Raw genomic sequence first — 21,682 nt, forward strand, 5'->3', positions numbered from 1 at the left:
GCAGCGAGTAAACTGGTGGGGTGACTGATGCACCTTCCCCCTCATTCGTGACCGCAATTTCTGTGCTCGATACCCTGGTACGGGCAGGCATGCGCCATGTCGTGCTAGCCCCGGGCTCACGCTCCGCCCCCCTGGCCTACGCCCTAGCAGCCCTGGACCAGGCCGGGGTACTAGAGGCCCACGTGCGTATCGACGAGCGCAGTGCCGCCTTCACCGCCTTGGGGCTGGCCAAGGCCAGCGGCCATCCGGTCGGCATGGTCACCACCAGCGGCACCGCCGTGGGCGAGTGCCTCCCGGCCCTCATGGAGGCCTACCACGCTGGCGCACCCCTGGCCCTGCTCTCGGCCGACCGCCCTGCCCGGCTCCAGGGCACCGGTGCCAACCAAACCACCGACCAGCAAGCGATTGCTCCCGCCCACACACGGGCGTCCTGCACCCTCGAAAACTACACAGCCGACCCCGCAGACTCCCAGAGCGCCCAACTCAACGCGGCGCTCGCTGCACTGACCGGGCGTTCAGCAGATAACTGGGACGTTCCCTCAAGCACCCCGCGGGGCCCCGTCCAGATCAACCTGGCCCTTGACACCCCGCTTACCCCCAACCCTCTAGACCAGCAGATCCTAGAACGGTGGGCGCGCTCGCTGGCCGAAAACCCACCGGCACCTGCCACCCCACTACCCCCGGCTGACCCCAGCGCAGCTAGCTGGCTACGCGCAGGAACTGGCAAGGGGGCTGGGCGGACGGACGGCGCCGGTACCACCCGCCGTACCGTCGTGGTGGCCGGTGACGGGGCAGGGCCTATCGCCCAGGCCTTTGCCCAGCAGCAGGGTCTACCCCTGCTGGCCGAACCCTCATCGAACGCCCGCTTCTCACCCCTGGCTGTGCCCGCCTACCGGCAGGTACTGGCAGGGCACCTGGGGCAGCAGATTGAGCGGGCCGTTATCTTCGGTCACCCCACCCTCTCCCGGCCGGTTGCCACCCTGCTGACCAACTCCGCGGTAGAACGCACCCTCTACGCCCCCTCACCTGCCCCCTGGTATGAGCCCGGGGCCCTTGACCTGCGGGAGATCGCGACCCTGGCTGAACTGGCCGACTTCGCAGGCACAGGTCGGGGAGCTACCACCGAGGACGGCCACGACTGGACGACCAGCTGGAGCGAAGCCGGGCAGGAACTAGCCCGGGAACTGAACCAGCAGGTCGCCGACTACCGGGCAGGCGCCTACACCCTGAACGCCCAACCCGGGGCGAGCTCAGCCGACCGCACCGCAGGTTACTCTCTCGCCGACACCACCTGGCGGGGCTGCCTAGACGATGACGCTGTGCTGATGGTGGGCTCATCCAACCTCATCCGCGACCTTGACCTTATCGCCCCCTCCCTGGCAGCCTCACCCCTGGTCTTTGCCAACCGCGGCCTAGCCGGCATCGACGGCACCATCGCCACCGCGTCCGGAATCTCCCTGGCCCTCAACCGCCCGGTGCGCGTGCTCGTCGGGGACCTCACCTTCCTACACGACACCGGCTCCCTCAACATCGGCCCCCTCGAACGCAAACCCAACCTCGACGTGCTGGTCTACGACGACCGGGGCGGCGGAATCTTCTCAACCCTGGAACACGGCCAACTAGCCCAGCACGAGAAATTCGCCCCGGCCGTCCGCCGCTTCTTCACCACCCCGCACACTGCACAGCTCGAAGAACTCGCAGCAGCCTGGGGCGAGAACGGAATCAGCGTCAGGGTGGTGCGGCCGTAGGGTCTTCGAGCAGTGGCGGGGCTCGGGCGCCCGCAGGCTCATGCTCGCTGCCGACCCTCTCGCTGGTTCGCTGACGCTCACAAGCGATTCACGCCAGCCCCGGTGCCAGCAGCTTCGCTACGAGCCTGCAGGCGCCCGTCTGCGCTGAATCGTAACGTAAGAGCCCCTCCACACCTGCGTGTGGAGGGGCTTTTCTCTGCGGGGAGCCGGGTTACTTCTGGGCGGTTTCGGCGGCCCAGGGGATAGCGGTTTCGTCGGACTCTACCTCGCTCACCGAATCATCGGGGTTGCGGGAGAGATGAATCAGGGCCAGGCCCAGGCCGCCCCAGATCAAGGCGATAGAGACAATCAGCATAACGATGGCGATGGAGCTCATGCTAGGCACCTTCCTTTTCGGTGGCTGACTGGGCTGCCGACTGCGCGGTGGTGTCTACGTGTCCGTGAACGACCTTGCCGCCTGCAACCGGGGGAGCCGGGGGAGTCAGGGCTGCGCGTGAGGTCTTAGACCAGGGCAGCATGGAGATGATGATAGCTACAACCAGAAGGGTGATGACCATGCCCCAGCCGAAGATGTTGAGCATCTGGTCGGGGTAGCCCTCGTAGGGTTCGTTGATCAGGTCGATGAAGGTGTTGATCAGGGAGTAGCCCAGGATGACGGGGGTGATGCCTGCCAGCAGGAACATCCAGAGCTTGCCCATCTTCCAGGACGAACGCTCGTTGAGGTGGTCGCGGAAGATCGGCAGGGCGCGTAGCAGGTAGGCAACTACGAAGATGGAGACCAGGCCTGCGGCGAGGATGCCGAACTGGTTGACGAAGTTATCCAGGATATCCAGGACGTAGAGGCCGGAGGTGGTGGCCATGAGCAGGGTTGAGATTACCGCGATGGGGGCGATGACCAGCAGGGTGGAGCGCACACGGCCCAGGTTGAACTTGTCTTCAACACCGGCAACGATAACCTCGACGATGGAGATCATGGAGGTGAAGCCTGCAAAGAGCAGGGAGCCGAAGAAGAGCACACCGATCAGGGTGCCGCCGGGGGCCTGGGAGATGATGGTGGGGAAGGCGATGAAGGCCAGGCCAATACCTGAGGTTGCTACCTCGGAGACCTGGGTGCCAGCGGCGGTTGCCATGAAGCCCAGGGCTGCGAAGACGCCGATACCGGCCAGCAGCTCGAAGGAGGAGTTAGCGAAGCCCACAACCGCGCCGGAGCCGGTCAGGTTGGTCTTGTTCTTCAGGTAGGAGGCGTAGGTGATCATGATGCCGAAGCCGATGGACAGGGAGAAGAAGATCTGGCCGTAGGCTGCAACCCAGACACCGGGCTCGGTCAGAGCGGCCCAGTCGGGGGTGAAGAGGGCATCGAGGCCGGTCATTGCGCCGTCCAGGGTAAGTGAGTAGCCGACCATGACCAGGAACATGATGACCAGCACGGGGATGAAGAAGACGTTAGCCAGGCCCACGCCCTTCTGCACGCCCAGGGACATGATGAGGGCCAGAAGCACCCAGATGCCGATCAGGGGGTAGAGGATGCCGGGCACGAAATCGAAGGTGAGGGCTACGGGGTCAGCCAGCTGCAGGACGTCCGCGAAGAAGAAGGTCTGCGGGTCGTCGCCCCAGGCGTGGGTGAAGGAGTAGATGAAGTAGCGGGCGGCCCAGGCGAGGATCGCTGCGTAGTAGATAGCGATGATGAAGTTGATGCCCATGTGCCACCAGCCGATGAACTCGGTTTTGCGGTTCAGGCGGCGGAAGGCCAGGGGAGAGGACGCGCGGGCGCGGTGACCGATGACGTAGTCAAAGAAGAGGAAGGGCAGACCCGCGGTCAGCAGGGCGACCAGGTAGGGAATCATGAAGGCGCCGCCGCCGTTATCGTAGGCGACGTAGGGGAAGCGCCAGATGTTACCGAGGCCAACGGCTGAACCGATAGCTGCAAAGATAAAGACCTTGCGGCTTGAGAAGCCTTCGCGTTTCTTGGGCGCCGAGGTGGGGTTTGAACTCATGTGAGTAGTCCTCCGCAGGGCTAAGTGTGAATGAATCTTTTGTAGTATGTGGGTTCAGGCTAGCAAGTGATAAATAAATCTCAAATAGTGGATAGAAAATTGGGTAAAAAAATCCCGGCGGTTTCCCGCCGGGAGTAGCTCTAGGCGTCGCGGTGGACGACGGCGTGAGCGAAGGACTTGAGGGCCTCCTTGACCACTGAGTCGGGCAGGGGCTCGATGGCCGCAATAGCGTCATCAGCCCATTGGTAGGCAATCTTCCAGGCTTCAGTGGTGGCCGGGTGGGCCGAAAGCGCTGCAACGGCCTCGGCTAGAGCCTCGTCGCTGGTCAGGTCGCCCTGAATCAGCTGCTGGACGTGCTGGGCTTCCAGGTCGCCGGTTGCGGCAGCCCGGTCGAGCAGGATGGTGGGCAGGGTGGGGACGCCCTCGCGCAGGTCGGTGCCGGGGGTCTTGCCGGATGCCGCACCCGAGCTGGTGACGTCGATGACGTCATCGGCCAGCTGGAAGGCCACGCCTACCAGCTCGCCGTAGCGGGCCAGCATCTGCACGGTTGCCTCGGGGGAATCCGACAGGATAGTGCCGTAGGAGCCGGCTGCCGCGATGAGGGAGCCGGTCTTGCCCTCGATGACCTTAATGTAGTGGCTGAGAATGTCTTCGTTCTTCTCGGGGCCGGTGGTTTCAAAGAGCTGACCCAGTACCAGGCGTTCAAAGGTCTGGGCCTGCACAGCTAGAGCGCGGCCACCCAGTTCGGAAACAATCAGGGAGGCGCGGGAGAAGATGAGGTCGCCGGTCAGAATGGCGACCGAGTTGCCCCAGATGTTCTGGGCGGTATCTACACCGCGGCGCTTGGGGGCGTCGTCCATAACGTCGTCGTGGTAGAGGGTGGCCAGGTGGGTCAGCTCAACGACAACAGCTGCGTCGATGACCCGGTCGTTGATGCCACCACCGGCCTCTGCTGCCAACAGGGTGAGCAGGGGGCGCACCCGCTTGCCACCGGCAGAAAGCAGGTGGCGGGAGGCTACGTCTGCCAGGTGGTTGGTCTGGGCAACCGCGCGTTCTAGGCGCTGCTCAACCTCAGAAAGGGCCTCAAGAATCTTGGGGCCGAGTTCAGCGTCCTGCGCAATGAGTTCAAACCCCTTGGGCAGGTTGAAGTCAGCTTCGGGCATGAGCGCTTCAACGCTCATAGGGGAGCTGGTGGGTTCAGTCACGGTGTCTTTCACATTTCTTCGGTGGGTGGCTGCGGCCCAGAGCCGCGGCAAGCTGCTGGTGTAAGTCTACCGGGTTTACTGCTCGGGCTTATAAGCGCGGTGCAGGGCTACGATGCCTCCGGTCAGGTTCTTGTACTGAACGTTCTGCCAGCCTGCTTCGGTGAAGTGGCGGGCCAGCTCGTCCTGGGCGGGCCAGGCAAGAATGGACTCGGCCAGGTATTCGTAGCTTTCGGGGTTAGAAGAGACCTTGCGCGCAATCGGTGGAATCAGCTTCATGATGTAGTTGCGGTAGATGGCGCGGAAGGGGGCGAAGGTGGGGGTGGAGAACTCGTTGATGACGATGCGTCCGCCGGGCTTGGTCACGCGGTAGAGCTCGCGCAGGGCCTGGGGGTAGTCGGCGACGTTGCGCAGGCCGTAGCTCATGGTGACGGCGTCAAACTCTTCGTCGGCAAAGGGAAGGGCGGTGACGTCCGCCTGCACGAACTCGATGTCGGGGCGACGGCGGCGGCCTACGGCTAGCATGCCCTCGGAGAGGTCGGCAGCGATGACCTTAACACCGGCGTCGGCGAAGGGCTCGGACGAGGTGCCGGTTCCGGCGGCGACGTCAAGGACCTTCTGGCCGGGGTGGGCGTCGACCGCAGCAACGGTCTGCTTGCGCCAGTAGATGTGTTGGCCCAGCGACATGATGCCGTTCATCAGGTCGTAGCGTTCGGCTACCTGATCGAACATGGAGGAGATGTCGGTGGTCTTTTTGTTAAGGTCTGCTCGGTTCACCCTGCCTATTTTGTCATGTTTGTGTCTAAAGCTCACCTTGGGGGTGTGTAAAAAATTCATAATGAATATTCATGCATAGGTTTGCATTTTTACGCATAGCGGGGCAGAATAAAGCTCAAAGCACATCGCACCTACACAGTTTTAGATACGAGGTACACCATGAAGAAGGCCCCCTTCGCTCTCGCAGCAGCCGCCCTGATGCTCACCGCCTGTGGCTCCTCTAGCACCGGTACCACCACCGAGTCAGGCGTTTCCCTGATTTCAGAGGGCAAGCTGACCGTCTGCACCAACCCTCCCTACGCTCCTTTCGAATACGAAGAAAACGGCAAGATTGTTGGTTTGGACGCCGATATCGCAGCAGCTATCGCCTCAGACCTGGGCGTCGAAGCCGAAATGTTCACTACCAGCTTCGAGGGCATCCAGTCCGGTGTAGCCCTTTCTTCCAAGCAGTGCGACATTGCCCTGTCTGGCATCACTATCACCGATGAGCGCAAGACCGTCATGAACTTCACCGACTCCTACGTCGACGACAACCTGGCGATCCTGGTTCCCGCTGGCTCCGACATCAAGAGCGACGCTGACCTCTCCGGCCGTAACATCGGCGTACAGCAGGCTACCAGTGGCGAAAAGTACGCCCAGGACGCCGGCGCTAACACTGTTCAGTACGAAGACAACGGCCTGCTCCTGCAGGCACTACAGACCGGCCAGGTCGATGCCATCGTCGGTAACATCACGGTGCTGTCTGAGATGCTGACCTCTGACTCATCCCTCTCTGTAGTCCAGGAAATCGAGACTGGCGAGCAGATTGCCGGTGCCGTAGCGACCGAGAACACCGCCCTGCTTGACTCCGCCAACGCCACCCTCAAGAAGATGGAAGAGGACGGCCGTCTGGCAGACCTGCGCGAAAAATACCTGGGCGTATCCCAGTAATCACGGATAACGGGTAGTAGCATAAACCCAAGCTCACCAACGGGGGTAGGCTAGCGCAGACGCAGCCTACCCCTCACCCGTTTATCTCCCGTCCTTCGCCGATATGATCCCGGGCAACCGGGGAACAAAAGGAAGACCACCCATGGCACTGTCGACCCGGCAGAAACAAACCTACGCCCGCTACGCCCAGTACGCCCTGCTGGCTATCATCGCACTCGTCGTTATTCTTGTCGCTGACTGGGGAACCCTGCGCGATAAGGCCTTTAACCCTGAGATTATTGCCCAGCAGTTCCCCAACATCATCACCGTTGCCCTCAAGAACACCCTGATTTACACGGCCCTAGGCTTCGTGGTGGGCCTGGCTGGCGGTGTTCTGCTGGCACTGATGAAGATTTCATCGGTTGCCCCCTACCGCTGGCTAGCTTCGCTCTACATCGAGCTCTTCCGCGGTCTGCCCGCGCTGCTGGTCTTTATTGCCTTCGGTTACGGCATCCCCCTGGCCTTCGGCCTGCGCCTGAACAACTACGTCACCGTCATGCTGGCCCTGGGTATGGTGTCGGCTGCCTACATCGGTGAGGTACTGCGCGCCGGCCTGGAAGCTGTGCCCAAGGGCCAGTACGAGGCAGCTCGTTCACTCGGTATGAGCCACACCCGCGCCATGGTCACCGTCATCATCCCTCAGGCCTTCCGCATCGTCCTGCCCCCGCTCACCAACGAGATTATCCTGCTGACCAAGGACTCCTCCCTGGTCTACCTGCTCGGTATGTCGGTAGCCCAGTACGAACTGACCAAGTTCGGCCGTGAAGGCATTTCGGGTTCCGGCGCGGGCCTCACCCCGCTCGTCCTGGCAGGCGCCTGCTACCTGATTATTACCGTCCCGCTGGGCTTCCTTGCCCGCCACTTCGAAAAGCGCGCCAAGGCCCGCTCCCGCAAGTAAAGCACCCACCTACCCCAGGAAGAACCAGCCATGACTCTTCAGACCGCACCAGCGTCCGTCACCATTACCAACCTGCATAAGTCCTACGGCGACGTCAAAGTGCTCAAGGGCATCGACATGTCGGTAGCCCCCGGCGAGGTCGTCTGCCTGATCGGCCCCTCCGGCTCGGGTAAGTCCACCCTGCTCCGCTGCGTCAACCTGCTCGAAACCCCTAACTCCGGCAGCATCGAGGTGGCCGGTCACTCGGTAACCGACCCCGATGTTGATATCGACGCCATGCGCCGCTCCGTGGGTATGGTTTTTCAGCAGTTCAACCTCTTTCCCCACCTGACCGTGCTCGAAAACTGCACCGTTGCCCAGGTCAAGGTGCTCAAGCGCTCTAAAGCCGAAGCCAAAGAAATCGCCCTGGCCAACCTCGAAAAGGTAGGCCTAGCTGATAAGGCAGCCCGCCACCCCGACCAGCTTTCCGGCGGCCAGCAGCAGCGCGTCGCTATCGCCCGTGCCCTCTCCATGAACCCCGCCCTCATGCTCTTTGACGAGCCCACCAGTGCTCTTGACCCCGAGACCGTGGGCGACGTGCTCTCCATCATGCGCCAGCTTGCCGCCGAGGGTATGACCATGATCGTGGTAACCCACGAGATGGCTTTCGCCCGCGATGTGGCTGACCGCGTGGTCTTCATGGACGGCGGCGTGGTCGTCGAAGAGGGCCCCTCCGACGCCGTCATCGGCAACCCCCAGCACGAGCGCACCCAGCTCTTCCTCTCCCGCGTGCTCAACCCCACCGCCCAGTAGATTTAGCCCCGTAGAATCAGCCCGGTAGGTTCAGCACCGCCAGAGCATAAAAGCAGCCCAGACCCCTTGATTGCGGGCCTGGGCTGCTTTTATGTGCTTGTTTTTCTGTGGGGCTGTCTCAGCCGACTTGGGCCTTGCCTAGTCGTTCTTGATCTGGGGCAGCATACCTGTGTTGGTGTCGGGGGAGGGAACCTCGGCGGACGGCATGCGGGTTCGTGCCCTGCGCTGGGTGAGCAGGGAGTCGGTGATGAAGAAGGCCGCGGCGACCCACACCAGCACGAAGCCTGCCCAGCGGCCTGCTGAGAGGTGTTCCTGGGTCACGAACAGGGCAACGAGGAATTGCAGGGTAGGGCCAACATACTGCACCATGCCCAGCACAGAGAGCGGGACGCGGGTAGCGGCTCCCGCAAAGAGAAGCAGGGGCACCGCCGTGAGGACGCCGCTGGCTACCAGAATCCAGAAATGGGCTGGGCCTTCTGTCAGCAGGGTAAGCTGACCGCTGTGCGCAAAGTACCACATCAGTACAGCTGCCAGAGGGGTCAGGAGCAGGGTCTCCATGGTCAGAGATACCAGGGCCGGCACCGCCCCAATCCGTTTCTTGACCAGCCCGTAGAAGCCGAAAGTGAAAGCCAACCCCAGGCCCAGCCAAGGGACTGAGCCGTAAAAGACCACCATCACCAGCACCGCGAGCGCAGCAACACCGATACCGGCCCACTGGAGGGGGCGCAGGCGCTCACCCAGGAAGACGACGCCTAGGGCGACCGAGACAATGGGGTTGATGTAGTAGCCCAGGGAGGCTTCCATGACGTTGTTACTGGTGGTGGCAATGACGTAGAGCAGCCAGTTGCCGAAGATAAGCAAGCTAGCGACCAGTAGAAGGCCGACCTGGCGCAGGTTGCCTAGCACCGTCAGCAGGTTTTTGACCTGCCGGGTGAGCGGGAGCAGGGCTAAACAGAAGACCAGCGAAAACAGCACGCGGCCCGCCACGATCTCTAGGGGAGTGGCTGGGGCTGTCAGCATGAAGTAGAGGGGGAAAAGCCCCCAGATCAGGTAGCAGAAAAAGGCGTAGAGACCGCCTACTACCTGCTCATTTTTGGCTGTGCTCACCGTTGCGTTCCTCGTGCTTCTCTCGGTGGTGTGTGGGTTCTGCGTTAGGTAGGGACTTCTACCGCTCACGGGGAATGTGAGTCAGCGGCGCTACGAGAAAGTGGCTACCCGGTGCATACCGGGTAGCCACTGACAGGTGCTCGGGATGAAGCCTAGAGGCCGAAGAAGCGGCTGAAGAAGCCCTTCTTTTCTTCCTTGGGCTTGGGCTTAGTCGCAGCTTCTGCACGTTCAGCCTCAAGATCGGGTGCCTGGCCAGCCAGACGGATGTCTGAGGCAGGGCGGGCAGGCTCGTCAACCTGCTCGTAGCCGGCGGGGGCCTGCTCAGTGTGCTCAGCTTCTTCGATAACCTGCTCCGCAGCAACGGAACCAGTCTGAGGCTCCTCTACCTGAACGGGCTCATCGCGCACGATATCTTCATCGGCGATAGCGCTGGTGGTGACACGGCCGGGGCGGGCGTCCTCGGCAGGTTCGCGGTCGTAGGGCTGCTCTGCGTTGGGGTAAACCCGGTCGGTGGTGATGGTACCTTCGACCTCTTCCTCACGGGCAGCCTCTTCGGCGCGTTCCTTCTCAAGACGCTCGGCCTCAGCTGCTTCAGCTGCAGCGCGTTCTTCAGCGGCAGCAATTTCAGCTTCGCGAGCTTCGATGGCGGCCTGTTCAGCGGCCAGAGCTTCAGCCTCGGCTGCACGGGCGGCTTCGGCGCGGGCCTCGTCCTCACGGGCAGCTTCTTCAGCAGCCAGGCGGTTAGCCTCTTCGCGGGCTACGACCTGGGCAGCGGCCTCCTGGGCTGCTACAGCTTCGATGCCCTGACGCTCAGCAGCAAGCTGTTCGCGTAGGTCACGGGCAGTCTGCGCCAGGCGAGCCAGCTCGTCGGCACCGACCTGGGGCTCAGCAGCCTCGATACCCGAAATCTTGCCGTTATCGAACCAGAGGCGCAGGGCGCCGTCCGAAGCGGTGATGACGGCGGTTGCCTCGGTGTCCCAGGCAATGTGGGCGCCTCGCAGCTTGGCGTAGGAATCTACGGCGCGTAGGTGGTTCACGGCGGTGCCGGTCTGCAGGGCCTGTGCCATAACCTGGCCCATACGGTTGACGGTGGGAGCCTCAAGTTCAAGCTGGCTGCCATCGAGCAGAATCCAGGCACGGACGCCTGCCCCGGCAGTCACGGGGTAGTGGGCGTAGACGCCGGTCAGCGCCTTAGAGGCCAGGGTCAGTTTGCGGGCCAGACCCGAGTCGAGGGGGAGCTCATCGGTGGTGAGCTCAGAGATGCTGTGCTTCGCTCCGCCTTCACGCGCCTGGATTGCTGCCGAAACGACGCGGTCGGGGAAGTGACCGAGCTCCTGCCACGACCAAATCCAGGAACCGCGGTTCTCGGATTCAGTACCCAGCAGGTAGGGGGTGAGGCTTACGGAAGCATCAGACTGGAGGGTGAATGACGGTGCAGAGAAATCCACCGTCCATTCTGCGCCGCCGCTGATTTCAGCAAGACGGGCCTGGTACTCGGTGGAGATAAAGATTGAATCGTCAATCAGATCCTGCAGTGTAGTAGTCATACGGTCAAGGCTAGCAACTCTTATGGGGCTCCCGCACCTTTTTGCCGTGGTAAGAGCTTGAATTTCTGACATATTCAGCACCCTCCTTGAAACTAGGGGAGAATCACTCAGGAAGAAGGCGGGTGTGCTCTGCCCCGAGGCGGGTAGTTTCTTGGTTTAATGGGGTAGATAACTCGCGCCCCTTGGCTTTACCTCCGGTAGCGCCGATAGGGCTTTGCTTCGCCCAAACCTTCAGGAACAGTATGTCGCCTTCTTCGCCCCGTTACACCGAGATTGAACGCCCCGCTATGGTGCAAGATGCCTTGAACGCTATTGGTAGCTGGATGCTGGGCACGGTCAAGGTTGAACCCGGCTGGAATGAGCTGGTACTCGATATCAAGCCCCTCTCTGAAACTGTATTTGTGCGCATTACTGAATCACGCGATGAGCAGGATTATGTGGGCACCGTGGGGCCGGTGAAATCTAATAGCCCTGTGCTTCCCGCTATTGAGCAGCTGCAGCACGCCTCTTTTGTTGAGGGGGAGGGCACCTGGTTCACCGCATCTGTGGTGATTACCGCCAGCAACTGGCCTGAGCCCCAGTACCAGATTGGGGCGTCCTACGACCGTGCCCACGAGCCGGTGGACTGGAACGGCGAGGGCCGCCTGAGTGCCCGCGACATTCGCGCCCACTTTGAACTTTTCCCCCGCGACCCCGAGCACGTGCCTGACTGGGCTGCCGTGCGTCTGGCAGGACGCCGGGGCGCAGGTTTCGCTGAAACCGGTGGGGAAGGTGCCCTGCCTGTAGGCCCCGTCAACCGCTATCTGACTGAGGCCCTGGCGGGCTTCGCAACCGCCAGGAGCGAGCAGTCCTTAGCGAACGTCGTCCGCACCGCCCAGGGTGGCAATCTCATCATGGATATCTCCCAGAGCACGGTGACTCCTGAGGGTACCCCTCAGCTCAACTACCAGGTGCTGCGCCTCGCTAACGGAATGAGGGCACTGACCGCCTACTCAGCAACTGAACCTGCTAAAACCTACTCAGCTCAGGTGCTGAACGCCCCTCACCCCCGCCTGGTGGTAGAACACGCCATGAAGGTTTTCCTGCAGGTAGCCCACGACGAAACGATAGACGTGCTGGTGCTGGACCCCGGTAGCGAGCACGAGTGCTTTATTGAAAAAGCCCAGATCCAGTGGGTGATTGGGTCCCCGCATAACATGCCTGCCCAACGAGCTCTCGTTGAAGAAAATATGCATGATCTGCTGATGGCTCTCACAGCCCCTGCGTCTGTGCTCCTGCTGGGTGTACGTGCAGATGACCCGGTAGGCCACCCTGTCATGCTTAAGAAAGACGATGACAGCGAAGAAAACGTCGCCTTAGTCTTTACAACAGCTGCCGAAGTTGCTGCTCTTGACCCGACCCTGGTGGTACGTAGCGCCCCGGCACTCGAGGCCCTCAAACTCTTTGCCGCCGGTGAAAGTAGCGCTGTACGCATCAACGCTCTGGCACCCCACGCCACTCTCCCTATGGAACAGGTGCGCCAGCTCATTTCAGTAGTAGAATCTCAGTAAACCCCCACCCCCTTACTTCAGGAGTTCCCCCATGACAGGCGCCCTGCGCACGCTCGGCCTCACCGCGGCTCGTCATGCCCGAGCCACCATCGTGATATGGCTGGTACTTCTGATTCTTGCAGCCGTTGGGGCACTGACCCTAGCACGCGGTGCAACGGCTAACTACACCATGCCGGGGGCTTCTTTTGAAGCTGTGCGGGAAGACCTTCAAGCCAAGATTCCCGACAACGGTATCTCTAGCGGCTACGTGGTTCTTGAAGCCGACAACGGTTTCGATGACACCCAGAAGCAGGCAATCGCCCAGGCTGTTACTACGATCGACCAGCTGCCCGAGGTTGCTGGTTCCCTTGACCCCTTCGTGGCAGCAGATGCGGTGACCCAGGCGTCCGTACAACTTGAGGACGCTAAAGCCCAGCTAGCCCAAGCCAAGGCGCAAATTGATGAGGGACAGGCCCAGCTAGATGCCGCTAAAGCAGCCCTACCTCAGGGGCTGAGCTCAGAAGAAATTGCGGCACTAGCCCCCGACCTGGCGGCTCAAGAAACCGCCCTGGCACAAGCCCGCACCACCCTGCGATCCAACCAGGATAAGGTCGATGCTGCCCAGCGCGAACTAGATGCGGCGGCCGATACGAACACGGTGAGCGAAGACGGTACCGCAGCCATCGTCAATATCGCCTTCAACCAAGACACTAACTCCCTGCCCACCTCGGTGCGGGAAGAAGTCTTTAGCACCTTTGACACGCTCAAAGACACCGGCCTGACCGTCAACTACAGCTACGAACTCGACCAAGACGTCAGCGACGTCTTCGGCATCTCAGAAATTATTGGCCTGGTCGTAGCCTTTATCGTCCTGCTGATTACCCTGGGGGCGGTCGTAGCCGCCGGTCTACCCCTGGTGCTCGCCCTCATCGGGGCCGGGACCGCCGTTGCCCTGGTGTACACCAGTACTGCCTTCATCGGTATGACCGCCACCGACCCCGTCCTCGCCCTCATGCTGGGTCTTGGCGTCGGTATCGACTACGCCCTGCTGATTCTCTACCGCTTCCGCGAAGAACTGCGCGATGGAGAAGACGTGCTGGACGCAGTAGGCACCGCCAACTCAACAGCAGGTCACTCCGTGCTCTTTGCTGGAATGACTAACATCATCGCGCTGTCTGCCCTTTGCCTGACAGGCCTACCCTTCCTCGCCATCATGGGCTTCGCCGGTGCCTTTGCCGTAGCCCTCGTCGTGGCTTCCTCGCTCACCCTGGTACCGGCCGTCCTGAGCCTGCTGGGCACCCGTGTCCTCACCCGCGCTCAACGGGAGGAACTGAAACAGCTCAACCTGGCCCGCACCCAGGAAATCCAGGTACCCCGTAACCGCCGTGAAGCCTTCGCCGAAATCGAAGCTGCCTACAAGGGCTGGGGAGGCTTCGTGACCCGCCACCCCATTGCTATGACCCTCGTTTCGGTAGCTGTGCTGGTACTGGCGATTATCCCTACCACCTCCCTTCGACTAGGCCTGCCCGACGGCTCATACCAGGCCACCAACTCAACCTCCTACCAGGCCTACCAGACCATCTCCGAAAAGTTCGGTGAAGGCGTCAACGGGCCTATCATCGCGGGACTTACCCTCACCGTCCCCGGCGACGAAGCCCGCCTGCGCGATGTCGCCCTCGACGTGGCAGACCGCCTCAAAAACAATAAAATCGAAAGCGTCGCTATCGTCGCTACCAGTGACGACAACGCCACCGCCATTTTGGCCTTCTTCCCCAGTGAAGGGCCCTCGGCAGACAGCACCCTCGCCACCGTTCATGCCATGAACGACAAACTGGAAGCAACCGAAAAAGCTACCGCAACCACCATCGGCCTGACCGGCTCCACCGTAGCCAACATCGAGATTTCAGAACGTATCTCAAGCTCTATCCCGCTCTACCTCGGGGTCGTGATTGCCCTTTGCCTGGTCCTGATGGCCTTTGTCTTCCGCTCCATCATCGTGCCGGTCATGGCCACTATCGGCTTCCTGCTGTCTACCCTGGCATCGTTCGGAGCCGTCGTCGCTGTTTACCAGTGGGGCTGGCTAGCTGACATCTTCGGTGTTACCCAGCCCGGGCCTATCCTGGCCTTCCTGCCCATCCTGCTCATCGGCATCCTGTTTGGCCTCTCGGTCGACTACCAAATCTTCATCGTCTCGGGCATGCGCGACGCCCACCGCAAGGGCCACTCGGCAGGCGATGCCGTCGTACTGGGCTACAAGCAGGGTGGAGCCGTTGTGACTGCCTGCGGCGTCATCATGGTCGCTGTTTTCGCCGGATTCATCTTCTCCCACCTCACCGCAGTGCGCCCCATCGGCTTCGCCCTAGCCCTGGGCGTTGCCATGGACGCCTTCCTCATCCGCACCACCTTCATCCCCGCCACCATGTATATGCTGGGTGAAGCTGCCTGGTGGTGGCCCTTTGAGAAGAAGGAACGCGACGAAGAAGACACCCCCAAGCACATCGCCGTCTAACACCACACACCCTCACCCTGAGGGCAGTAGACCGGCTGCACCGTGTGCCGGACATGAAAAGCCGCCCCCGGCGTCCTTGAAAATCAGGACGCCGGGGGCGGCTTCTTCACGACAAGCTAGGCTCGGCCGCAGACCTTAGGTGGTCTGGGGAGTAGGCTCGTCGTTCTTCTCGTTGTTGTGCTTGTAGGCTTCACGGACGCGGGCACCGAGCTCTTCGTGTACAGAATCCCAGTACTTGAAGGCACGCTCACGAATCTCGTCAGAGACAACAGCACCAACGTGGCCGGCGATGTTCTCTACCAGACGAGCCTTAGCAGCATCATCCATGACATCGGCGTAGAGGGTGCGAGCCTGGCCGAAGTCGTCGTCCTCAGCGTGCAGGGTAGCAGCAGCGCGAACCAGAGCGCCGTCAGCTTCCCAAGAACCCTCACCGGCGCGGGCAGCGTCAGCGTGGGGGCCACCGAAGGTGTTGGGGGCGTAGACGGGGGTGTCGGGGCTGTTGAAGGTGTAGCGCATAGCGCCGTCCTGGCTGTAGTTGTTCACTTCAGCGTTCTTCGCGTAGTTGACGGGTAGGTCAGCGAAGTTGGTGCCAACGCGGTAGCGGTGGGCATCGGGGTAGGAGAAGATACGGCCCAGCAGCATCTTGTCGGGGGAGGCTGCAATACCCGGAACGAAGTTAGAGGGTGAGAAGGTAGCCTGCTCGATCTGAGCGAAGAAGTTCTCGGGGTTCTTGTTCAGGGTCATCTTACCCACCTTGATCAGGGGGTAGTCGGCGTGGGGCCAGACCTTGGTCAGGTCGAAGGGGTTGAAGCGGTAGGTCTTGGCGTCCTCGTAGGGCATGACCTGAACGTAGAGAGTCCATGAGGGGAACTCGCCGCGCTCGATAGCCTCGTAGAGGTCCTGACGGTGGTAGTCAGCGTTTTCGCCAGCGATACGCTCAGCGTCAGCACCGGTCAGGAAGTCGTTGCCCTGGTCGGTCTTGAAGTGGTACTTGACCCAGAAACGCTCACCTTCAGCGTTAATCCACTGGTAGGTGTGTGAACCGAAGCCGTCCATGTGGCGCAGGGTAGCGGGGATGCCGCGGTCACCCATGAGCCAGGTTACCTGGTGGGCTGACTCGGTGCGCAGGCTCCAGAAGTCCCACTGCATGTCGTTGTTGCGCAGGCCGTTGCCGGGCAGACGCTTCTGGGAGTGAATGAAGTCGGGGAACTTGATGGCGTCGCGGATGAAGAAGATGGGGGTGTTGTTACCGACCAGGTCGTAGTTGCCCTCGGTGGTGTAGAACTTCACCGCAAAACCGCGGGGGTCGCGCCAGGTGTCGGGTGAACCCTGCTCACCGGCAACGGTGGAGAAACGAATCAGCATCTCGGTGGATACACCGGGCTGGAAGAGAGCTGCGCGGGTGTACTTGGAGACATCTTCGGTGGTCTCAAAGACACCGAATGCGCCGGTGCCCTTAGCGTGGACAACGCGCTCGGGGACGCGCTCGCGGTTGAACTGGGCGAGCTTTTCGACGGTGTAGGCGTCGTGCAGGACGATGGGGCCGTCGGCACCTACGGTCAGGGAGTCGTTGTCTGAGGCAACGGGGGCACCCTGGGTGGTGGTGGTAAATGAACCGGGCTTAATCGGGTTGTTCATTTTTCCTACTTTCCTGTGTGGGGTTGTTTTCTGCTTGTCTCTAGGGGCGGTTCTAGTAGTCAGGCAGAGGGTGATGACGCTCTGCCCTAGCTGGCCAGTGCCTGGTTGGCAGCTGCCTGCTGGGCGAGGGCCACTTCTTTTTCGTCGGCGTTTTGGCAGTCGGCGCAGATGCCTCGGTAGAGCACATCGGCGCTGAGAAGTGCCATGCCGTGAAAATCGCTGGGGGTGAGGCAGGGGGCGGCCCCGACGGCGCAGTCCACGTCTTCGACCCTGCCGCAGCGGATGCAGTAGGCGTGGTGGTGGTTGTCGCCGGTGCGGGTCTCGTAGAGCCCTGCTGATCCCGGTGGTTCGAACTTGCGGAGCATGTTGATGTCGGTGAGGTCGGCAAGGACGACGTACACCGACTGTACGGTGATGCCCGGTAGTTCCTGGCGGACGGCGGTAACAACGGCGTCTGCGGTGGAGTGGGGGTTGTCGTGCACAGCGGCAAGTACGGCGAGGCGTTGCTTGGTGACGCGGCGTCCCTTGGCTCGGAGTTGGGCCGACCAGGCTTCTTGGTAAGCACTGGCAGGGGGCTCGGTGCTGCCGGGGATGTGGCTGCAGCCGTTGGCTCCGAGGGTGCTCGTTGTTGACATCATGTCACCATAATATCTTTATTCTGAGTCTTTCACAATAAGGTGAGGCTGAGGATTGCCTCAGGGTTGGCTGGGTCCCCCCCCCCCCCTCGTTGAGGGTGCCCAGTTGGTGCACCCAGCCCGTCCTGTTTCGGGCGCTGTTTGCCCGCGTCCTTGCCACTCGTTGGGGCTGTAGTGCCGCTTCATTCCTCCAGAATCTAAAAAGTTTTTAAAAACTTCGCGTTGCGAAAAGGCTTGTCAGCGGCGTATTTAAGGGTTGGTGAAAAAGTTTTTTAAAAAAACTTCCTGTTTTCGCGTCATGAAACGGGCCCCAGCCACTCTTTATCTATGACAGCGAAAAACTGTCGGGTGTGCCTACCGGTTTCATGATCGCCTGGTAGCGCACCACCCCAATTTGCTATGGGAAGCAGAGCGGGGAACAAGGGAATAAAACGTGCCCGTCAATCGTGGGGATTCGACGAGCACAACGGCGCCTCCGTTGGGACTAGGGGAAAACAGCCCAACGGGCAGGGAGCCAACACTGTGATGTGTTAAGGTGCAGAGCCGCCGCTGCTGGAACTTATCGAGCGGCTCTGCCCACCACACGCCAAAGCAGCCCCACCGCACAGGGCCGTTCGCGGGTTCTGTGCTCGGGCAAATATACACAACCCAATACACTTTCAGATGCTTTCGCAGGCACTGAAACGCTAAGTGCCAACACTGTTCGTGGGTGGTGGCGCACAAGCTACACACTCACCGCCAAGCGGGGGTGCCTCCAGGGAAGGGCGCCGCCGTCACTCAACAGAGGGTAGAGAGGCTCGCACCGCTTTACCGCTAGGGACAACATCAGCCCGGCTCCTGCAGTCCGTAAGGAGCCGGGCTGCTGTTGTTCTTTCCACAAACTACTGCACGCGCGGCAGAATCCCGATAGACTAATAGAATGCCCCACCACTCTAACTAGGGGTAACTCGCATAAACCCAGGGATTTTCATGCAATCACACAACACCGCGCAACCAGCTACTGGCGGCCCCACCGACGAGCTGTTGCTCTCGGACGTCCGCGAAGGCAAGCTAGATTCGTTCGGCGTTCTGTATGAACGTTACGTGTCAATGGCTCGTGCCATTGCTTATAAGCACACCTCTAACAACACCCTCTCAGAAGACATCGTCTCGGAAGCCTTTGTGCGTGTGCTCCAGGCTCTCAAAAACGGTAAGGGCCCCCGAACATTCATGGGTGGGTACCTGGCCACCACTATCGCCCACCTGGCAGCGGAAAACGGGCTCATTGCTCAAAAGGAAGTTCCTAGTGAAGAGGAACACCTGGAGTCAATGGGTTCGCTGGACGAAACCGTCTTGAAATTACATGAGTCCGATGAGCTCATCAGTGCCTTTACCGGTTTGCCGGAACGTTGGCAGACCGTGCTCTGGATGACCGAGGTTGAAGATAAGAAGCCTCGCGAAGTTGCCCAGACCATGAACCTCTCTGCCAACGCTGTTTCGGCGCTGGCAACCCGTGCTCGTGAGAGCCTTCGCGAAGGTTTCTTGCGGGCCCATCAGAACGCGCCGAAGACCGACGAATGCGCCCAGTACTCACCTCACCTGAGCTCTATGGTGCGTGGCTCCCTGACCAAAAAACGTAGCGAAGCCTTGCGTCTGCATCTGTCGGTGTGCTCCTATTGCACCTCGGAATATCTGACCCTGGCCGGTATCAACAAGTCCATGCGCGTTTGGGTTTTCCCCGTGCTGGCGGGCTTGGTGCCCGTTATTACCGATGGTTCCAAGGTGCTGCTGCCCTTCCTTGCCGGTGGCGTAGCCGGTGGGGCAGCCGCCGGTGCTGGAGCTCAGAGCGGTCTCTTCTCAGGGCTGGGGGGCGGACGCTGGACGCCCGGCAGCCAGGCTTTAGCGGGTGCTGCCGCTGTCGTAACCGCTATTGGCGCGGTTGCCGGTGGCATGGCTCTGGTCAATAATTCTTCGGCAGGATCGGCGGTCATCAGCGCAGACTCTCAGCTGCAGACTCCGAAGGCTCAAGCAAATGAAGAAAATTCTGGAGTCACCGATAGCCTGGTGAATGAGCCCCAGAATGTTTCTAGCGGTATGACCGCTGAAACCCTTCGCTCATCTGTGGCTGCTAACGGCCCTTCCGCAGTGCAGGGGAATAACAGCGCTAACGGCGGGGGCTCCACAAATTCTTTGGCCCAGGCAGCGGGTTCAGAAAATGCTACCTCCCAGCAGGCCGATGCTGACCAAGGCAGTAACGTTGCTACCCCGGCAGCTAGTAGTGGCGAAACCGAACCTGCTGTGTCGGCAGGCAACCCATCTGTCCCTTCGCAGGGGAACGCTGCGCCCGTTGCTGAGCCGGTTGCAGTGCAAGTCCCCAATGCTAATCCTGAGCTGCCTGGCGCCCCTGAAGCACCTGCTAATCCTGTAGAGCCTAGTGCTCCAGTAGCTCCTTCTGCCCCGGTGGATTCGGCTATACCCGGTGAGCCGGTTGCGCCGACTGATCCTGTAGGGCCGGTGACCCCTGTGGAGCCCAGTACACCAGAGCCTGAAGCTCCTGTGGTTCCTACTGAGCCGACCGCGCCTACCGAGCCTGAGGCACCGGTTGAGCCGGTCGCCCCGGTTGTTCCTGTAGAACCTGAAAGTCCGGTAGAGCCGGTGGCTCCCGTTGAACCGGTGGTTCCTAGTGAACCTACAGATTCGGCTGAACCTGTTGAACCGACTGTTCCGGTTGAACCGACGGTTCCGGCCGAGCCTGTTGACCCCACGGTTCCCGTTGAACCTACTGAGCCTGGCGACCCGACTGCCCCGACCGTTCCGGTTGAACCTACTGTTCCGGTAGAGCCTGATAACCCAACTGACCCAGTTGAGCCTACTGATTCTGTCGAGCCAGTTGAACCGACCGACCCGACAGTTCCCGTTGAACCGGTTGACCCTGTCGACCCCACGGTTCCCGTCGACCCGACTGACCCGACCACTCCGGTCGAGCCAGTTGAACCTACCGACCCGACTGTTCCGGTTGACCCGACTGTTCCGGTTGAGCCTGTTGACCCAACGGTTCCTGTTGACCCAACTGACCCGACCACTCCGGTCGAGCCAGTTGAACCTACCGACCCGACTGTTCCGGTTGACCCGACTGTTCCGGTTGAGCCTGTTGACCCAACGGTTCCTGTTGACCCAACTGACCCGACCACTCCGGTCGAGCCAGTTGAACCTACCGACCCGACTGTTCCGGTTGAGCCTGTTGACCCGGTTGAGCCTGTTGACCCAACGGTTCCTGTTGACCCGACTGACCCGACCACTCCGGTCGAGCCAGTTGAACCTACCGACCCGATTGTTCCGGCTGAGCCGACCGTTCCGGTAGAACCTACTGATCCGGTAGAACCTGTTGACCCAACTGACCCGACCACTCCGGTCGAGCCAGTTGAACCGACCGACCCGATTGTTCCGGTAGAGCCTGTTGACCCCACGGTTCCCGTTGAACCTACTGACCCGGTTGAGCCTGTCGACCCCACGGTTCCCGTCGACCCAACTGACCCGACCACTCCGGTCGAGCCAGTTGAACCTACCGACCCGACTGTTCCGGTTGACCCGACCGTTCCGGTTGAGCCTGTTGACCCGGTTGAGCCTGTCGACCCCACGGTTCCCGTCGACCCAACTGACCCGACCACTCCGGTCGAGCCAGTTGAACCGACCGACCCGACTGTTCCGGCTGAGCCGACCGTTCCGGTAGAACCTACTGATCCGGTAGAACCTGTTGACCCAACTGACCCGACCACTCCGGTCGAGCCAGTTGAACCGACCGACCCGATTGTTCCGGTAGAGCCTGTTGACCCCACGGTTCCCGTTGAACCTACTGACCCGGTTGAGCCTGTCGACCCCACGGTTCCCGTCGACCCAACTGACCCGACCACTCCGGTAGAGCCAGTTGAACCTACCGATCCGACTGTTCCGGTTGAGCCTACTGATCCTGTCGAGCCAGTTGACCCTACCGACCCGACTGTTCCGGTTGAGCCTACTGACCCGGTTGAGCCTGTTGATCCGATCGTTCCGGTCGAGCCGACAATTCCAGACTATGATTCCTGGCAGGGAAGCGCTGACTACTACCAGCTCATAGCATCGATACCGTGGGACGCTATTGGTCAGCCCATCGGAGATAACCGGATGTGCATGATCACCTTTATCGTCACTGACACTGAAGGCGCCAACTGGGCCTCCGGTTTCGCCACCTACTTGCCGCCCGTCCTTATCGAATCTCCGTATGCCGCCTACCTGCTCGAAGGCTACCTCGGCCTCAGCAAGATTCAAGACATCACGTGCTACTAGATAAAAGCGCCTGCTGCTTCTCGTACGAGATACAG

15 protein-coding genes are annotated in these 21,682 nt (G+C 61.1%); 7 read left to right on the top strand and 8 right to left on the bottom strand.

Translation table 11 applies throughout. The features are described 5' to 3' along the window. Positions 1-20: 20 nt before the first annotated feature. Entirely contained in the window at positions 21-1,748 is a 1,728-nt protein-coding gene (gene menD / locus ACEE43_RS10635; RefSeq protein ID WP_449107610.1) for a 2-succinyl-5-enolpyruvyl-6-hydroxy-3-cyclohexene-1-carboxylic-acid synthase, read from the top strand. Positions 1,749-1,959: 211 nt separating this feature from the next. Here the strand turns inward: menD and ACEE43_RS10640 are convergent, their stop codons facing one another. The 4 genes from ACEE43_RS10640 to ACEE43_RS10655 all read right to left on the bottom strand — a co-directional run bounded on the left by ACEE43_RS10640 (position 1,960) and on the right by ACEE43_RS10655 (position 5,781). Then, positions 1,960-2,124, bottom strand: a complete 165-nt coding sequence (locus ACEE43_RS10640; RefSeq protein WP_449107611.1) for a methionine/alanine import family NSS transporter small subunit — start codon at positions 2,122-2,124, stop codon at positions 1,960-1,962. A 1-nt stretch (position 2,125) separates the two neighbouring features. Next, positions 2,126-3,742, bottom strand: a complete 1,617-nt coding sequence (locus ACEE43_RS10645; protein WP_449107612.1) for a sodium-dependent transporter — start codon at positions 3,740-3,742, stop codon at positions 2,126-2,128. 140 nt (positions 3,743-3,882) lie between these two features. Next, positions 3,883-4,923, bottom strand: coding sequence for a polyprenyl synthetase family protein (locus ACEE43_RS10650; RefSeq protein ID WP_449107626.1), 1,041 nt, complete (start codon positions 4,921-4,923; stop codon positions 3,883-3,885). A 99-nt stretch (positions 4,924-5,022) separates the two neighbouring features. After that, the gene (locus tag ACEE43_RS10655; protein WP_423817185.1) at positions 5,023-5,781 is read right to left on the bottom strand and encodes a demethylmenaquinone methyltransferase; all 759 of its coding nucleotides are present in this window, start codon (positions 5,779-5,781) and stop codon (positions 5,023-5,025) included. Positions 5,782-5,880: 99 nt separating this feature from the next. Between ACEE43_RS10655 and ACEE43_RS10660 the strand changes: the two genes are divergently transcribed. The 3 genes from ACEE43_RS10660 (at position 5,881) to ACEE43_RS10670 (ending at position 8,380) form a co-directional block, all read left to right on the top strand. Continuing rightward, positions 5,881-6,651, top strand: a complete 771-nt coding sequence (locus ACEE43_RS10660; protein ID WP_237241574.1) for an ABC transporter substrate-binding protein — start codon at positions 5,881-5,883, stop codon at positions 6,649-6,651. Between the two features lie 142 nt (positions 6,652-6,793). Next, the gene (locus ACEE43_RS10665) at positions 6,794-7,588 is read left to right on the top strand and encodes an amino acid ABC transporter permease (protein WP_237184958.1); all 795 of its coding nucleotides are present in this window, start codon (positions 6,794-6,796) and stop codon (positions 7,586-7,588) included. A gap of 30 nt (positions 7,589-7,618) precedes the next feature. Further along, positions 7,619-8,380, top strand: coding sequence for an amino acid ABC transporter ATP-binding protein (locus ACEE43_RS10670; protein ID WP_449107613.1), 762 nt, complete (start codon positions 7,619-7,621; stop codon positions 8,378-8,380). A 138-nt stretch (positions 8,381-8,518) separates the two neighbouring features. Here the strand turns inward: ACEE43_RS10670 and rarD are convergent, their stop codons facing one another. After that, positions 8,519-9,487, bottom strand: coding sequence for an EamA family transporter RarD (gene rarD, locus ACEE43_RS10675; protein WP_237194851.1), 969 nt, complete (start codon positions 9,485-9,487; stop codon positions 8,519-8,521). Between the two features lie 152 nt (positions 9,488-9,639). After that, positions 9,640-11,034 (bottom strand): DUF6882 domain-containing protein, encoded by a 1,395-nt coding sequence (locus tag ACEE43_RS10680; RefSeq protein WP_449107614.1) that lies wholly within the window; start codon positions 11,032-11,034, stop codon positions 9,640-9,642. A 242-nt stretch (positions 11,035-11,276) separates the two neighbouring features. On the opposite strand from ACEE43_RS10680, the gene ACEE43_RS10685 reads away from it, so the two are divergent. Then, positions 11,277-12,584 carry an SseB family protein gene (locus ACEE43_RS10685; RefSeq protein ID WP_237194848.1) on the top strand — a complete coding sequence of 436 codons (1,308 nt, stop codon included), beginning with the start codon at positions 11,277-11,279 and terminating at the stop codon, positions 12,582-12,584. A gap of 31 nt (positions 12,585-12,615) precedes the next feature. Beyond that, positions 12,616-15,072, top strand: a complete 2,457-nt coding sequence (locus ACEE43_RS10690) for an MMPL family transporter (RefSeq protein WP_449107615.1) — start codon at positions 12,616-12,618, stop codon at positions 15,070-15,072. Between the two features lie 135 nt (positions 15,073-15,207). On the opposite strand, the gene ACEE43_RS10695 is transcribed toward ACEE43_RS10690, so the two are convergent. Continuing rightward, positions 15,208-16,710: a catalase gene (locus ACEE43_RS10695; protein WP_237194843.1), complete on the bottom strand. Its 1,503-nt coding sequence runs from the start codon at positions 16,708-16,710 to the stop codon at positions 15,208-15,210. 86 nt (positions 16,711-16,796) lie between these two features. Next, complete coding sequence (locus tag ACEE43_RS10700) at positions 16,797-17,345, bottom strand: Fur family transcriptional regulator (RefSeq protein WP_449107627.1); 549 nt, start codon at positions 17,343-17,345, stop codon at positions 16,797-16,799. Positions 17,346-18,314: 969 nt separating this feature from the next. On the opposite strand from ACEE43_RS10700, the gene ACEE43_RS10705 reads away from it, so the two are divergent. Then, the gene (locus ACEE43_RS10705; RefSeq protein ID WP_449122316.1) at positions 18,315-21,647 is read left to right on the top strand and encodes a sigma-70 family RNA polymerase sigma factor; all 3,333 of its coding nucleotides are present in this window, start codon (positions 18,315-18,317) and stop codon (positions 21,645-21,647) included. The last annotated feature ends 35 nt before the right edge of the window (positions 21,648-21,682 follow it).

It is taken from the genome of Rothia sp. 11254D007BW (assembly GCF_053548195.1).